This window comes from Pantoea sp. NPDC088449, from assembly GCF_044753225.1.
Lineage (GTDB): Bacteria > Pseudomonadota > Gammaproteobacteria > Enterobacterales > Enterobacteriaceae > Pantoea > Pantoea floridensis.
This window is the reverse complement of record NZ_JBIVMT010000001.1, coordinates 1439198-1452913: the sequence shown is the minus strand read 5'-3', so window position 1 is coordinate 1452913 and position 13716 is coordinate 1439198. Positions and strand designations below refer to the sequence as shown.

The window sequence follows — 13716 nt, the reverse complement described above, 5'->3', positions numbered from 1 at the left end:
TCATCGATTATTCAGGGTACGCGACAGGGACGGCAGGTCATTAAGGTCGATGCCTTTGACCTGACGCGTCACCTGCGCAGGGTGATGTCGGGTGATGGAGAGTGCCGCCAAAACTGCCGGGAGCGACAAAACGATAAAAATAGCGGTTTGCCCAGGAAAAACGCCGAGCAGCACGCCGCCCAGAGAAGAGCTGATAATGGCACCGCTACGGCCAATACCGTGCATCCAGCACACGCCAGTGGCACGCATTTCGGTGGGGTAGAATGCGGGAGAAAATGCCTGCAATCCGGTTTGCGCCCCGTTGATGCAAATACCCGCCATGAACACCAGCAGTGCCAGCACCGTAGGACCAAAGCCCCAGATTCCCTGCGATGCCAGGCAGAAACTGCCCAGCAGATAGAACAGAGCAATCACGTATTTAGCTTTAAAACGATCCATCAACCCGCCTACCAGCAGGCCGCCAACCGTGCCGCCCAGCTGGAATAAGCCGGCAACAATCGCTGCGCGCTCCAGCGTCACGCCGCCGGACCGCATAATGGTCGGCAACCAGCCGTTGAGCAGGTAGATGACAAACAGTCCCATAAAATAAGTCAGCCACAACACCAGCGTACCGCCGGCATAACCACGGCTGAACAGTTGCAGCACCTGGGCTTTCTTCGGGATCACCGGGGCATTAAGAACGAAGGCGGTCCCTGCCGCGAACTCACCACCGAGGCGTTTAAGCACGGCGGCAATTTTGTCCCGACTGACTTTGCGTACCACCATATACATGGCCGATTCAGGTAACAGCCACAGCAGGAGGGGCAACATCAGCAGTGGCAGCAGGCCGCCAAAGCCCAATACCGCTTGCCAGCCATAGTGCGGCAACATGCCGGCAGCAATAAAACCACCCAGGCCGGAACCAATATTAAAGCCGCTGTACATTACGGTGATCATCAGGCTGCGGCGGCGTTCCGGCATGTATTCCGACACGAGGGTGACGCAGTTTGGCATGACCGCCCCGAGACCGAGGCCGGTGAGAAAACGTAACGCGCCCATTTCCAGCGGCGTACGAGCGAAAGCGCTCATCAGGCTAAAGCAGGCAAAGACAGCGATTGACAGCAGCAGCACCCTTTTACGGCCGAATTTGTCGGACCACGGGCCGGCGATCAGCGCACCGATTGCCACGCCAAACATGGCGGCGCCAAGAATCGGCCCCATTTCCGCATGACTAATGCCCCAATCCTCAATCAGGGCTGGTGCAATGAAGCCCATTGCTGCCGCGTCATAGCCATCAAACATGATGATGATGAAACACAGGGCAAGGGTCAGCCACTGGTATCCGGTGATCGGGCGGGCGTCGATCCAGCCTTTTACATCGATAATGTCGTGATTGCTCATAGGATACGCTCTGATTTTTTTATTAATAACATCGCTGGGTTAAACCTTTTCTCTGCGCTAATTGACATTAACGGCATCACTTTAACCCGACGGCAGGGAGAGTTATTATTATTTTTTGCTGTTAAAACAGCTTGTTAAATGTATTTTTGTTTCGGGTTCGATTACCAAATTAGGGGGGCTGAGTAGGTTTGTCTGCCATAAAATGGTTATCAAGGTATGAGTTTTGTTTATTTGGTGAGCTGCGTCGTAAATTTTCAAATCCGCGGATTCAGGAAAAAAAGCCGTAAGAGGATGGAGAGAACGCAGACGAAAAAGCGTGGTGAGATCGGTGGACTATGGGTGAAAAAGGGCGGGCATCAGCGTAGGAAATAGGCGACGAGAATGAAAACGAAAGGGGATGGATAGACGTGTAAGTAAGCGGAGAATGCCGCGAGACATTCTCCGCCTGAAGAGATTACATACGTTCGACGGTTTTAATGCCCAGCGTATCGAGGCCTTGTTTCAGCGTCTTTGCGGTTAACGCGGCGAGCTGCAATCGGCTGTGACGGATATTCTCATCCTCAGCCGAAAGAATCGGGCAGTGTTCATAGAAGCCGGAGAATTGACCCGCCAGTTCATACAGGTAAGCACACATCACGTGTGGTGTACCGTCGCGCGCGACCTGAGTAATCACTTCTTCGAACTGCAGCAGACGCGTTGCCAGCTGCGCTTCACGCTCTTCGGTCAGCACGATGTCGCCGCTCAGGCTATCGGCATCAATACCCGCTTTGCGGAATACCGACAGCACGCGCGTATAGGCATACTGCATATAGGGCGCGGTATTACCCTCAAAGGCCAGCATGTTGTCCCAATCGAAGATGTAATCGGTGGTGCGGCTTTTCGACAAGTCGGCATATTTTACTGCGCCGATACCGACCACTTCTGACAGATCTTTCAGCTCTTGCGCTGACATCTCCGGATTTTTCTCACTCACCAGCGCATGCGCACGTTCCACTGCTTCGTCCAGCAGATCGGCCAGGCGAATGGTGCCACCGCTGCGGGTTTTGAACGGACGGCCATCTTTGCCCAGCATCATGCCAAACGCATGGTGTTCAAGCGGGACGGATTCCGGCACGTAGCCAGCTTTGCGCACGATGGTCCATGCTTGCTGCAAATGCTGATGCTGGCGCGAATCAATGTAGTAAAGCACGCGATCGGCATGCAGCGTTTCGTAACGGTATTTAGCACAGGCGATATCGGTGGTGGTATAGAGATAGCCGCCATCTTTCTTCTGGATGATCACGCCCATCGGTTCACCTTCCTTGTTTTTGAACTCATCAAGGAAAACCACGGTGGCGCCTTCGCTGGTCACTGCCAGACCTTTTTCACGCAGGTCGGCGACAATACCCGGCAACATATCGTTGTACAGGCTTTCACCCATCACATCATTACGTGACAGGGTCACATTAAGGCGGTCATAAACCAATTGGTTCTGGCTCATAGTGATATCAACCAGTTTCTTCCACATACTGCGGCAATATTCATCACCGCCTTGCAGTTTCACTACGTAGTTGCGTGCGCGCTCGGCAAAGGCTTCGTCCGCGTCGTAAGTCACTTTAGCTTCACGATAAAAGGCTTCTAAATCGGCCAGCGCGATCGCTTCATGATTCTCGTTCTGCTGCTTTTCCAGATAGGCGATCAGCATGCCAAACTGCGTGCCCCAATCACCTACGTGGTTGGCACGGATAACGTGATGTCCGAGAAACTCCAGCGTGCGCACTGCTGCATCACCAATGATGGTGGAGCGCACGTGGCCCACGTGCATCTGTTTCGCCACATTGGGCGCGGAGTAGTCAATCACGATAGTTTGTGGTTTTACGGTGCTCACACCCAAACGTGGCAACTGCAACGCCTGGGCGGTTTGCCCGGCTAACCACTGACGATCAAGGAAGATATTGATAAAACCGGGGCCGGCAATTTCAACTTTGCTGGCGATACCGGTGAGATCCAGATGCTGAATCACCTGCTCAGCCAGTTGTCGCGGTGCCTGACCAAGCTTTTTCGCCACGGCCATGATACCGTTTGCCTGATAATCACCGAACTGCACCTTCGCAGACTGACGAACCTGAGGTTCGCAATCGGCAGGCGCACCCGCCGCTACCATTGCCTGACTGACTTTGTCGGAAAGAAGAGCCTGAATATTCACCGCGTTACCTTCATATGCTGAAAAGGCCCGCCAGCAGGCGGCGAGCCGATGTCGTCATCCCACAACTGTACGGCGGGACGGAAAAATAAGAGGGGAAGTATACGTGAAATGTTAAGTTGCGTCAGCTTTTCGGTATGCTATGAGTGGCCACGTCGGGCCTCCAGCGCCGATTAACGGCGCCGTGAGTGACGACGAGGATTTTTAACAGTTTTGTCTTCACGGGCCTTCCAGTGGCGGGAAATTGCAAATCCCATTAGTGCAATCAGGACCGCGACAACAATGAGCATAGACATAAGGCCGTTCCTTGTAGTGGTGAAACACAAATTTATAAGAAAGGGTAGCAAGCTGCAATTGTTTGGAACTTAAATAAGACTTATCTCATTGTATTAACTATTATTAATAATAACAGGAGGTTAGGTCACTTTCATAAAGTAACTACTGGACCTGTTTTAACGATAAATCTGAAATGAATGGGCTATTTATGCTGTTTTAGGGCATTTCTTCACTGAAATCGGATGAATCCGACAATTTTGTCAAGTGGAATCAACACTTATCAAATTTCATATTGATTAATAAACGTGAACTGATATTGAGGTAATGGCGTGATGCAGACCCACTTTCCGCAGGAACTGGATGACTTAGAACAAGACCTGATGCGTTTTGCACAATCTCTTGAACATTTTGCTGAACGTTTAGGCATTAATCTGGCGGAACATGAAGCCGATCATGTGGCGGTGCGCTGCCACCAGTTTGCGACAGCGGAACGCTGGAAAGCCGGATTTTTGCAAATGGGGCACCAGTTTTCACAGGCAATTATTAATGGGCGTCCAATCTGTCTGTTTAAACTGCATCAGCCGCTAAACCTGGCCGGCTGGCAAGTCGATGTGATTGAACTGCCGTGGCCGGGCGAGAAACTCTATCGCCATGAAGGGTGGGAGCATGTGGAGATTGTGCTGCGCGGCGATCCGGAATCGCTGGGTAAGCGTGCGATGGCCTTGCTTTCCGATGAGGCTTTGACGCAGCCTGGCATCTCTTTCAAGACCAGTGCGCCAAAAGGAGAGAACGAGCGCTTGCCCAACCCGACGCTGGCCGTTACGGACGGGCAAACCACCATTAAGTTTCATCCCTGGCGATTAGAGGAGATCGTTGCCAGCGAACAGGATTAACCACGCGCAGCGACCGCATGCTGCAAACGTGTTACCGCCTGCTCCAGCGTGGCGCGGGTGCAGCCAAAGTTAAAGCGCACAAAGCGATCATCCCCAAAATCGCCGCCAGGTGAAAAGCCCAGCCCATGCTGTTCAAAGTAAAGCGCGGGAGTGTCGACAGCGAGTCGACTGGCGTCGATCCAGCCGAGATAGGTTGCTTCCGGCGCAGTCATGCGCAGTGCTGGCAGGGCATTGACCTGTGCCACCAATCGATCGCGATTGGCGCGTAAATAATCGAGCTGGGCAGTCAGCCACTCCTCGCCATCCCGCCACGCAGCCTCTGCCGCTACGAGCGCCAGGATATCAACGCCTGGCACAATCCCTTCACGGACTTGCTTAAAGCGTTGTCTTAATTCGCGGTTGGGAATGATCGCCAGTGATGCGCCTAATCCTGCGATATTGAAGCTTTTTGACGGGGAAATTAGGGTAATACTGCGCTGTGCCGCATCCTCATTCAGCGTCGCGAATGGAATATGGTGCACGTCCGGTGATAACAATAAATCGCAATGAATTTCATCGGAGCAAACAATCAAATCATGCTGCTGTGCAAACGCCAGCTGCGCCTCAAGCTCATCCCGACGATAAACCGTGCCACATGGATTATGTGGATTGCATAACATCAGCAGGCGTTCATTTCCCTGCATGATGCTGGTGTTGAGATCCATGACCCATCGATCGCCCTGCAGACGCATGGGTAGGTTCACCTGCGTGCGCTCGGCCAACTGTGCAGCGGTACGAAAAGGGGGATAAATCGGCGTGGGAGCAACGGTAGACTGGCCAGACTCTGTGAACGCGCGGACCGAAAGATTCAAGCCGCATACGACGCCCGGCAGCAACACCAGCCAGTCGGGCTCAATATGCCAGTTGTAGCGCTGCGCTAAGCGGGAAAGAGTGATATCAATCAATCCGTCTGGCGCTGCGCCGTAGCCAAATACGCCATGATCCGCACGCTTTTTAATCGCCTCAATCACGGCAGGTGGAGACCTGAAATCCGTGTCAGCCACCCATAACGGCAACACATCGCGATCGCCATATTTGTGCCATTTCAAACTATCGCTGTGACGACGGTCTATCCATTGATCAAAATCGAATGCCATTGTGCGAGTTCCACGTAAACTATCCAATCAAGCAGATTAACTGAAGCATTCCTCCCGAGCCAGAAGTCATGAAAAGGAGCATGGTATGACGAAACTGGAAATTTGTTGCTACGGCATCGATTGTGCAATGACTGCGCAGCAATCCGGTGCCGATCGCGTGGAGCTGTGCAGTGCGCCGCGCGAAGGTGGGTTGACGCCTTCAGCTGGCGTGTTGGAAGCGGCACGCCGTGAAATTTCGATCCCGGTTCATCCAATTGTCCGTCCGCGCGGTGGCGATTTTTGTTACACCCCGCGAGAGTTTGAGACGATGAAATCTGATGTCTCACTAATGCGTGAATTGGGTTTTCCGGGATTGGTTATAGGCATGCTGGACGAAGATGCGCATGTCGATATTGCCCGTATGCAGCAGATTATGGCGCTGTGTGATGGCATGGCGGTGACGTTTCATCGCGCCTTTGATTTATGCCACAGCCCTAAACGTTCGCTTGAAGTGCTGGCTGATTTAGGCATCGCGCGTATTCTGACTTCCGGCCAGCAACAGAGTGCCGAAGCAGGAATTGCATTATTACGGGAACTAAATGAGCACAGCACAGGTCCGATTATTATGGCCGGTGCGGGCGTACGCTTGAGCAATATTCAGAAGTTTATCGACAGTGGATTGCAGGAAGTCCACAGCTCCGCCAGCCGCTTAGTCGCTTCGCCGATGCGCTACCGTAAAGCCGGTGTTTCAATGTGCTCCGAAGCGGAAACCGATGAATTCAGCCGCTACTGCGTTGATGGTGATGTCGTTGAAGCCATGAAAAGCATGACGCAGTTAACCGCCGTCCGGGTAGCCTGAATCCGCACCAGTTTTGCCGCGCAGCACGCCAGTTCACATGACGTGATGTTTGCAAGTACCAACCCCAGCATTTTTGCTGGGGTTCTTTTTGTCTATCCCCTTCATACTTCAGGCTACAGATAGGTTGGCGGCGTGCGTTCCTGTCGTTCGAATTTTGTGGGAAAGATTTCAAGTCGTAATAGCGTGTTCCAGCAAATGATGCTTTGATTACTTATGGCTTCGTACGGATAACCTTCATGAAATCCTTCCCTTGTGCCGTTTTAATGCTGCTTATTCCTTACGGTGGTATCGCGCTGGCGGCAAGTTCCGCGTGTCCGCCGCTGAGCAAAAATATCACCAGCAGTAACAATTGGATTATGCTGGGTGGCGATGCCAAAGGTGCGGTGCGTCAAGTGGTGGCCGGCGAGTTTGGCAAAGATGTTAATTCGCAAAAGCGCGTGCTCGGTCAGTTTAATCAGTGCGGCGATTTGATGGTGGCTGATATCTCCTATGACAAAAATGAAGGCAACGTTTTACTGACCATGGAACAGCATATCGCCCGCGTGCAGCGAGGCTGGGTGGCGGAATATGCTTATCTGGTCAAAGTCATCAAGGCTGGTCAGGAAGAAGTTGTAGATAACCGTCAGGGCACCATTAGCTGGCAAATCGGACAGCACGGCAACATTGTCAGCTCCTCCGATAAATTTACCAGCATGGGCAAAGAGGGCTTTACCGACACGACATATCGCTATGACAAACAGCTCCGCGTTGAAAAAAGCGTGGCGCGCGGTAGCGACAGCATGAGCAACGGCGAAAACAGCTGGCGCTGGAATCCACAGGGATTGGTCATTTCATCCACCAGCGCACGCAGCAAAGATACCTACAGCTATGACAACCAGTGGCGGGAACTGCGCCTGAATGGCACCTCGACAACGCCGGTTAGCACGCTGCGCTCGGTGGACGAATGCCAGCTGTGGGATGAGGTGGGCAACTGTACATTGAGCTATCTGCATGAAACCGAAGTATTTGCCAAAGGCACCATTGAGCGCCATCTTAGCTCAGCCTATAAATATCAATACTGGAACTCGCCAGGCGAATCAGCCGCCCAGGATTAACGCCAATCCCGCATAAAGGCTGGAAATCAGGGCCGCGGAGTAAAGCTTCCGCCGCATGGATGCGGCGGCAGAGGCCACAAGGATGTGTCCACGACGCCTTTACGCAGCGGCCCTGATTTCTAGCCTGAAACGCACCGGAGTAATAGAGAACATCATATGACCCTAATCCTTTCATTCCTCTTTGCCATCACCATTCTGACGCTCACACCCGGCTTTGATACTGCGCTGGTACTGCGTTCCGCCGCCGCGCAAGGCTGGAAACGCGCCTCGGTAACGGCGCTGGGCGTCACGCTTGGCTGTTTGGTGTGGGGCGTTGCGGTGGGACTGGGTTTGGGTGCGCTGCTGCTGGCCTCGGAAATGGCTTATAACCTGCTGAAATGGATCGGTGCGGCGTATCTGCTTTATCTTGGCGTCAAACTGTTGATCAATCCGCGCACGCAGGCGGAAGAAGGGCAGCGCGCGCAGAGTAAAGAACAACGTTATTTCGCCTGCTTCACGCGCGGATTATTCGGCAACCTGCTTAACCCCAAGGTCGGCGTATTCTATGTCACCTTCCTGCCGCAGTTCATTCCGGCAGGCGCATCGGTGCCGCTGTGGTGCACGCTAATGGCGTTGACGCACATGGTGATTGGTCTGGTGTGGAATGCCGTGCTGATTGGTGGCAGCCAGTACTGCGCGGCGCATCTGCGTCGTCCTGCGGTACTGAAAGTGATGGATCGCCTGACTGGCTGCGTATTTATTGGCTTTGCCGCGAAGCTGGCGCTATCGCGGCGTTAAGCTTTACGGTTTGCGGGCCACGAGTACGGCGCGCAGCGGCGCGGGATAACCTTCGACCGTTTTGCTGCTGTCGTTAGGATCAAGGAATTCGGCCAGCGATTCGCTGGTCATCCAGCTGGTGCGTCGCTGCTCTTCCACCGAGGTCACCGCATAATCGGCAATGCGCACATCCACAAATCCGCATTTTTCCAGCCAGCTCTTCAGCGCGGCGGCAGAAGGAATAAAGTAAACATTACGCATCTGCGCATAACGTTCACCCGGTACCAGCACCGCGTTCTCGTCGCCTTCAATCACCAGCGTTTCCAGCACCAGCTCGCCGTCACTGACCAACTGATTTTTCAACTGCATAAGGTGATCGAGTGGCGAACGACGATGATAAAGTACGCCCATCGAAAATACGGTATCAAACGCCTGTAACGCTGGCAGTTGTTCAATGCCCAGCGGCAGCAAATGCGCACGACGATCGTCGCCCAGCAGCTTACGTACCGCCTCGAACTGACACAAAAACAGCTGCATGGGGTCGATACCCACCACCAGTTTCGCCCCAGCACCGATCATGCGCCACATGTGATAGCCGCTGCCACACCCGACATCGAGTATCGTGCGATGCGTTAGGGGGGAGATGTGCGGCAACACGCGATCCCATTTCCAGTCAGAACGCCATTCGGTATCGATCTCGGTACCGTACAGCGAATAGGGACCTTTGCGCCATGGCATCAAATTGCGCAGCAAATTTTCAATACCCAGACGTTGACGATCGGTCAGATCGTTGGCATCCGCGCTCACGCTGTGCAGTAAATCCAGCTTGTGCGGTGCAAGCAGGGGGAGATAATCAACCGACTTCTCCCAATCGCGGAATTTACCGTGCAGGTTTTCACGCTGCCATGCGGCAATTTGCGCAGGTAAGACCTCCAGCCAGCTGGCGAGCGGGCCGGTGGCAATCTGCTGATAAAAACGGCCAAACTCAATCATTTCAACGCCACCAACGAACCAAAATTAAAACACTGGAACCATAACTCTGCATGTTTGAAACCGGCGGTTTTCAGGCGCGCTTTATGCGCCTCCACGCTGTCGGTCAGCATCACGTTTTCCAGCATGCTGCGTTTCTGGCTGATCTCCAGCTCGCTGTAGCCGTTCGCGCGCTTAAAATCGTGATGCATGTTGAACAGCAGTTCACCTACGTCAGCATCTTCAAAACTGAACTTCTCAGACAGCACCAGTGCGCCACCCGGATTCAGACCGTTAACGATTTTCTTTAATAATTCGAGACGGGCGGGCGGCTCAAGAAACTGCAGGGTAAAATTCAGCACCACCAGCGAAGCATTCTCGATATGAATATCTTGAATATCCGCTTCGATCACCTGAACCGGCGTGTCGGCACGGAAGGCGTCGATATGACGGCGGCAGCGTTCCACCATCGCCGGAGAATTATCCACGGCAATAATTTGGCAGCCTGGCACATGAATATTGCGGCGCACCGACAGCGTGGCTGCGCCCAGCGAACAGCCGAGATCGTAAACCTGGCTATTCGGCTGTACAAAGCGTTCTGCCAGCATGCCAATCATCGAAATGATGTTGGAATAACCCGGCACCGAGCGCTGAATCATATCGGGAAAAACTTCAGCTACGCGCTCGTCAAAGGTCCAGTCGCCCAGCTTATCAATGGGCGCGGAAAATAGCGTATCGCGATCAGACATAATGAAAAGTCCGGAGAGAAATCGGAAAGGGCGCTATTTTGGCAGAAACTGCCGCACGCTGCACGTTGTAGTGTTGAGTTTAGAATAGCGTCGATTGTTGCGGCCACTCAGGTAGATTGCGCAGTGTCGGCTCCAGCTGCTGCAATTGCGGCCACAGCGCCTGAACCAGCGGAAACACGTCGCCCATGTCTGGTGTATGAATAAACAGCATGGGATCGCTCTCTTTTTGCCATGCTTGCAGCTTACTGCGCCACGGCTGAAACAGGGGCACGCTCTCCGCCACGCTATCACTGCCAATGAAGCGCACCATAGGTTGCGATCCGGTACGCACAGCATGTGGCGGCACGCGCGGTTTTTGCGATCGAGCCTGAACCGCTGCGACAGACTGCGAGTTTGAGGCATGCACCGGGCGACTATCGAGCATCACCCGATTAATTCTACGATCCAGCAAACCGCGATTCAGCGCGCGTTCAGCCTCACCTTTGGCAAAAAACGCCTGATGACGTACTTCCACGCCATAGTGAAAATTGCGCGGCAAGCTATCCAAAAAGAACCATAAATCACCAAGCTGCGCGGGAGAGAATGCCGCGGGCAGTTGCAACCAATATTGACCGATACGGTTACTCAGCGGATCGAGCAGGCGGAAAAACGCCGTCAGCAATTCATCACAGTTACGCAGGCCAGATTGGTGACTGATGCTCTCGGGAAATTTGAAGCAGAAGCGGAAGTCATCGTGGGTCATATCCCGCCAGCGCATCACCACTTCCGGCTTCGGCAAAGCATAAAGTGTGGTGTTGCCTTCCACGCAGCCAAACAGCTGTGCGTAATCGGCCAGCGTCTCTAAACCGAACTGTTTCCAGCGCGCGTGCTGCCATTGTGGTAAGCCAATGCGAAGTGTCAAACGCGAACTCCTTAATCCTTTAGGGGCGGGAAAGGGCGGCATAATGTACCCTGTTTTGATGTCGGCAGGAAAAACAGCGCGATAAAGCCTATTGTTTTGTCCGCTTTGATCTGGCTCCACTTATCCTGCCTGGGTTTTTCCATTATAATAGCCGCCTTTTTTGCGACAGCATCTCATAAGGTTACGCGGCCTGATGTTGTCTGGCAGCAGCGGCGAAGTTAAAAGGATACGTTATGCGTACAGAATATTGCGGACAGCTCAATCTGTCTCATGTGGGTCAGCAAGTCACTCTCTGCGGCTGGGTAAATCGCCGTCGCGATCTGGGTAGCCTGATTTTTATCGATATGCGCGACCGTGAAGGTATCGCACAGGTGTTCTTCGATTCCGATCGTCAGGACGCTTTCCAGCTGGCATCTGAACTGCGTAACGAATTCTGTATCCAGATCACCGGCACCGTGCGTGCACGTGACGAAAAAAACAAAAACAGCGACATGGCCACCGGTGAAGTGGAGGTGTTTGCGCATGAACTGAACATCATCAACCGTGCTGAACCTTTGCCACTGGATTCGAACCAGATCAACAGCGAAGAAGCGCGTCTGACTTATCGCTATCTGGATCTGCGTCGTCCGGAAATGGCTCAGCGTTTAAAAACCCGCGCTAAAATTACCAGCTTCGTGCGTCGCTTTATGGATGACCAGGGCTTCCTCGATATCGAAACGCCAATGCTGACCAAAGCAACACCGGAAGGCGCGCGTGACTATCTGGTGCCGAGCCGCGTACACAAAGGCAAGTTTTACGCGCTGCCGCAGTCACCTCAGCTGTTCAAACAGCTGCTGATGATGTCGGGTTTTGACCGCTATTATCAAATCGTTAAGTGCTTCCGCGACGAAGATCTGCGTGCCGACCGTCAGCCTGAATTCACCCAGATCGACGTTGAAACCTCGTTCATGACGGCCGAGCAGGTGCGTGAAAAGATGGAGCGTCTGATTCGTGAGCTGTGGATCGACATCAAGGGCGTCGATCTCGGTGACTTCCCGCAGATGACTTTTGCGGAAGCGATGCACCGTTACGGTTCCGACAAGCCAGACCTGCGTAATCCCATGGAGCTGGTGGACGTTGGCGATCTGCTGAAAAATGTCGAGTTCCAGGTGTTCGCGGGCCCCGCTAATGATGCCAAAGGCCGTGTAGCGGCGCTGCGCGTTCCAGGCGGTGCTGCATTAACGCGTAAGCAAATTGATGAATACGGCAAGTTTGTTGAAATCTATGGCGCCAAAGGCCTGGCGTGGATGAAGATTAACGAACGTGCTAAAGGCTTCGAGGGCGTACAGAGCCCGGTAGCGAAATTCCTCACGGCGGAGATCGTCGAAGCGATCCTGAATCGCACATCAGCACAAGATGGTGACCTGATCTTCTTCGGTGCTGACCGCGCTAAAGTGGTGGCGGATGCGCTGGGTGCGTTGCGTCTGAAGGTGGGCCGCGATCTGCAGATCACCGATGAAAAAGCCTGGGCGCCGCTGTGGGTTATCGACTTCCCAATGTTTGAGGAAGATGAAGAGGGCGGCCTGGCAGCGATGCACCATCCGTTCACCTCGCCGAAAGCGATGAGCGCCGAAGCGTTGGCGGCCGATCCGGTACAGGCAGTAGCCAATGCCTACGATATGGTAATTAACGGCTACGAAGTGGGCGGCGGTTCGGTACGTATCCACAGCGGCAAAATGCAGCAGACGGTGTTCAGCATCCTGGGAATCACCGAAGAAGAGCAGCGCGAGAAGTTTGGCTTCCTGCTCGACGCCCTGAAATACGGCACACCGCCACACGCGGGCTTGGCCTTTGGTCTGGATCGACTGACCATGCTGTTAACGGGTACCGATAACATCCGTGATGTGATCGCGTTCCCGAAAACTACCGCAGCAGCATGTCTGATGACTGAAGCGCCAAGCGAAGCCAATCCAGCCGCCTTGTTGGATCTGGGTATTTTAGTGGCACCGAAGAAAGAAAAGTCAGAGAACAAGTAATGGGCTATAAACATCCGGTATCGGTGCTGGTAGTGATTTTTGCGCGAGATACCGGCCGGGTGTTAATGCTGCAGCGACGCGATGACGACAGCTTTTGGCAATCGGTTACTGGCAGCCTGGAAGCGGGTGAAAGCCCACATCAGGCGGCTCAGCGCGAAGTGTTAGAAGAGCTCGCCATCGACATAGCGGATGAAAAGTTAGTGCTGGACGATTGTCACAAAGAGATCGAGTTTGAAATCTTCCCGCACTATCGCCATCGTTACGCGCCGGGCACCACGCACAATCGCGAACACTGGTTCAGGTTGGCGTTACCCGCAGAGCGTGAGCTACTGCTCACCGAGCATCTCGCCGCGCGCTGGCTCGACCCCGCCGCTGCCGCAGCCCTCACCAAGTCCTGGAGTAACCGCCAGGCAATTGAAGAATTTATCTGAATGCTCGCCGCCGCGCGTTATTCCGGTGGCGAATGCATTAAGTTTTATGAATCTGGTGAGTTTTCAATGAACGCACCGAACAATATCGAACAGTCA

12 protein-coding genes are annotated in these 13716 nt (G+C 53.5%); 6 read left to right on the top strand and 6 right to left on the bottom strand.

All coding sequences use genetic code 11. The features are described 5' to 3' along the window. Complete coding sequence (locus ACIP6T_RS06890; protein ID WP_400456085.1) at positions 1 to 1380, bottom strand: MFS transporter; 1380 nt, start codon at positions 1378 to 1380, stop codon at positions 1 to 3. Between the two features lie 454 nt (positions 1381 to 1834). Beyond that, positions 1835 to 3565: an arginine--tRNA ligase gene (gene argS, locus ACIP6T_RS06885; RefSeq protein ID WP_097097058.1), complete on the bottom strand. Its 1731-nt coding sequence runs from the start codon at positions 3563 to 3565 to the stop codon at positions 1835 to 1837. A gap of 605 nt (positions 3566 to 4170) precedes the next feature. Between argS and ACIP6T_RS06880 the strand changes: the two genes are divergently transcribed. Further along, complete coding sequence (locus tag ACIP6T_RS06880; protein ID WP_097097059.1) at positions 4171 to 4731, top strand: VOC family protein; 561 nt, start codon at positions 4171 to 4173, stop codon at positions 4729 to 4731. Here ACIP6T_RS06880 and ACIP6T_RS06875 read toward each other — a convergent pair. Next, positions 4728 to 5867 carry a MalY/PatB family protein gene (locus ACIP6T_RS06875; RefSeq protein WP_400456083.1) on the bottom strand — a complete coding sequence of 380 codons (1140 nt, stop codon included), beginning with the start codon at positions 5865 to 5867 and terminating at the stop codon, positions 4728 to 4730. The two genes, ACIP6T_RS06880 and ACIP6T_RS06875, sit on opposite strands and share 4 nt — an antisense overlap. 85 nt (positions 5868 to 5952) lie before the next feature. On the opposite strand from ACIP6T_RS06875, the gene cutC reads away from it, so the two are divergent. From cutC to ACIP6T_RS06860, 3 genes are all read left to right on the top strand, one after another. Next, on the top strand, positions 5953 to 6705 hold the full coding sequence (gene cutC, locus ACIP6T_RS06870; RefSeq protein WP_400456082.1) for a copper homeostasis protein CutC: 753 nt from the start codon (positions 5953 to 5955) through the stop codon (positions 6703 to 6705). Between the two features lie 236 nt (positions 6706 to 6941). Continuing rightward, complete coding sequence (locus ACIP6T_RS06865) at positions 6942 to 7799, top strand: hypothetical protein (protein WP_400456081.1); 858 nt, start codon at positions 6942 to 6944, stop codon at positions 7797 to 7799. Positions 7800 to 7955: 156 nt separating this feature from the next. After that, complete coding sequence (locus ACIP6T_RS06860) at positions 7956 to 8576, top strand: LysE family translocator (RefSeq protein ID WP_400456080.1); 621 nt, start codon at positions 7956 to 7958, stop codon at positions 8574 to 8576. A 3-nt stretch (positions 8577 to 8579) separates the two neighbouring features. Here ACIP6T_RS06860 and cmoB read toward each other — a convergent pair whose 3' ends face one another. From cmoB to ACIP6T_RS06845, 3 genes are all read right to left on the bottom strand, one after another. Next, positions 8580 to 9548, bottom strand: coding sequence for a tRNA 5-methoxyuridine(34)/uridine 5-oxyacetic acid(34) synthase CmoB (gene cmoB, locus ACIP6T_RS06855; protein WP_400456079.1), 969 nt, complete (start codon positions 9546 to 9548; stop codon positions 8580 to 8582). After that, positions 9545 to 10273, bottom strand: a complete 729-nt coding sequence (cmoA, locus tag ACIP6T_RS06850; protein WP_097097065.1) for a carboxy-S-adenosyl-L-methionine synthase CmoA — start codon at positions 10271 to 10273, stop codon at positions 9545 to 9547. The genes cmoB and cmoA overlap by 4 nt, the downstream gene beginning before the upstream one ends. A 79-nt stretch (positions 10274 to 10352) precedes the next feature. Continuing rightward, positions 10353 to 11174 carry a DUF72 domain-containing protein gene (locus ACIP6T_RS06845; RefSeq protein ID WP_400456078.1) on the bottom strand — a complete coding sequence of 274 codons (822 nt, stop codon included), beginning with the start codon at positions 11172 to 11174 and terminating at the stop codon, positions 10353 to 10355. Positions 11175 to 11407: 233 nt separating this feature from the next. Here ACIP6T_RS06845 and aspS point away from each other — a divergent pair, with 233 nt between their 5' ends. Then, entirely contained in the window at positions 11408 to 13189 is a 1782-nt protein-coding gene (gene aspS, locus ACIP6T_RS06840) for an aspartate--tRNA ligase (RefSeq protein WP_400456076.1), read from the top strand. After that, positions 13189 to 13620 carry a dihydroneopterin triphosphate diphosphatase gene (gene nudB / locus ACIP6T_RS06835; RefSeq protein WP_097097068.1) on the top strand — a complete coding sequence of 144 codons (432 nt, stop codon included), beginning with the start codon at positions 13189 to 13191 and terminating at the stop codon, positions 13618 to 13620. Before aspS ends, nudB begins: the two co-directional genes overlap by 1 nt. Positions 13621 to 13716 lie beyond the last annotated feature (96 nt).

Excerpts from the sequence above, each read along its gene's own strand:
- ACIP6T_RS06865 (WP_400456081.1), top strand. The coding sequence starts at position 6,942 with ATGAAATCCTTCCCTTGTGCCGTTTTAATGCTGCTTATTCCTTACGGT.
- nudB (WP_097097068.1), top strand. The coding sequence starts at position 13,189 with ATGGGCTATAAACATCCGGTATCGGTGCTGGTAGTGATTTTTGCGCGA.
- cutC (WP_400456082.1), top strand. The coding sequence starts at position 5,953 with ATGACGAAACTGGAAATTTGTTGCTACGGCATCGATTGTGCAATGACT.
- ACIP6T_RS06875 (WP_400456083.1), bottom strand. The coding sequence starts at position 5,867 with ATGGCATTCGATTTTGATCAATGGATAGACCGTCGTCACAGCGATAGT.
- ACIP6T_RS06880 (WP_097097059.1), top strand. The coding sequence starts at position 4,171 with ATGCAGACCCACTTTCCGCAGGAACTGGATGACTTAGAACAAGACCTG.
- ACIP6T_RS06890 (WP_400456085.1), bottom strand. The coding sequence starts at position 1,380 with ATGAGCAATCACGACATTATCGATGTAAAAGGCTGGATCGACGCCCGC.
- cmoA (WP_097097065.1), bottom strand. The coding sequence starts at position 10,273 with ATGTCTGATCGCGATACGCTATTTTCCGCGCCCATTGATAAGCTGGGC.
- aspS (WP_400456076.1), top strand. The coding sequence starts at position 11,408 with ATGCGTACAGAATATTGCGGACAGCTCAATCTGTCTCATGTGGGTCAG.
- cmoB (WP_400456079.1), bottom strand. The coding sequence starts at position 9,548 with ATGATTGAGTTTGGCCGTTTTTATCAGCAGATTGCCACCGGCCCGCTC.
- ACIP6T_RS06860 (WP_400456080.1), top strand. The coding sequence starts at position 7,956 with ATGACCCTAATCCTTTCATTCCTCTTTGCCATCACCATTCTGACGCTC.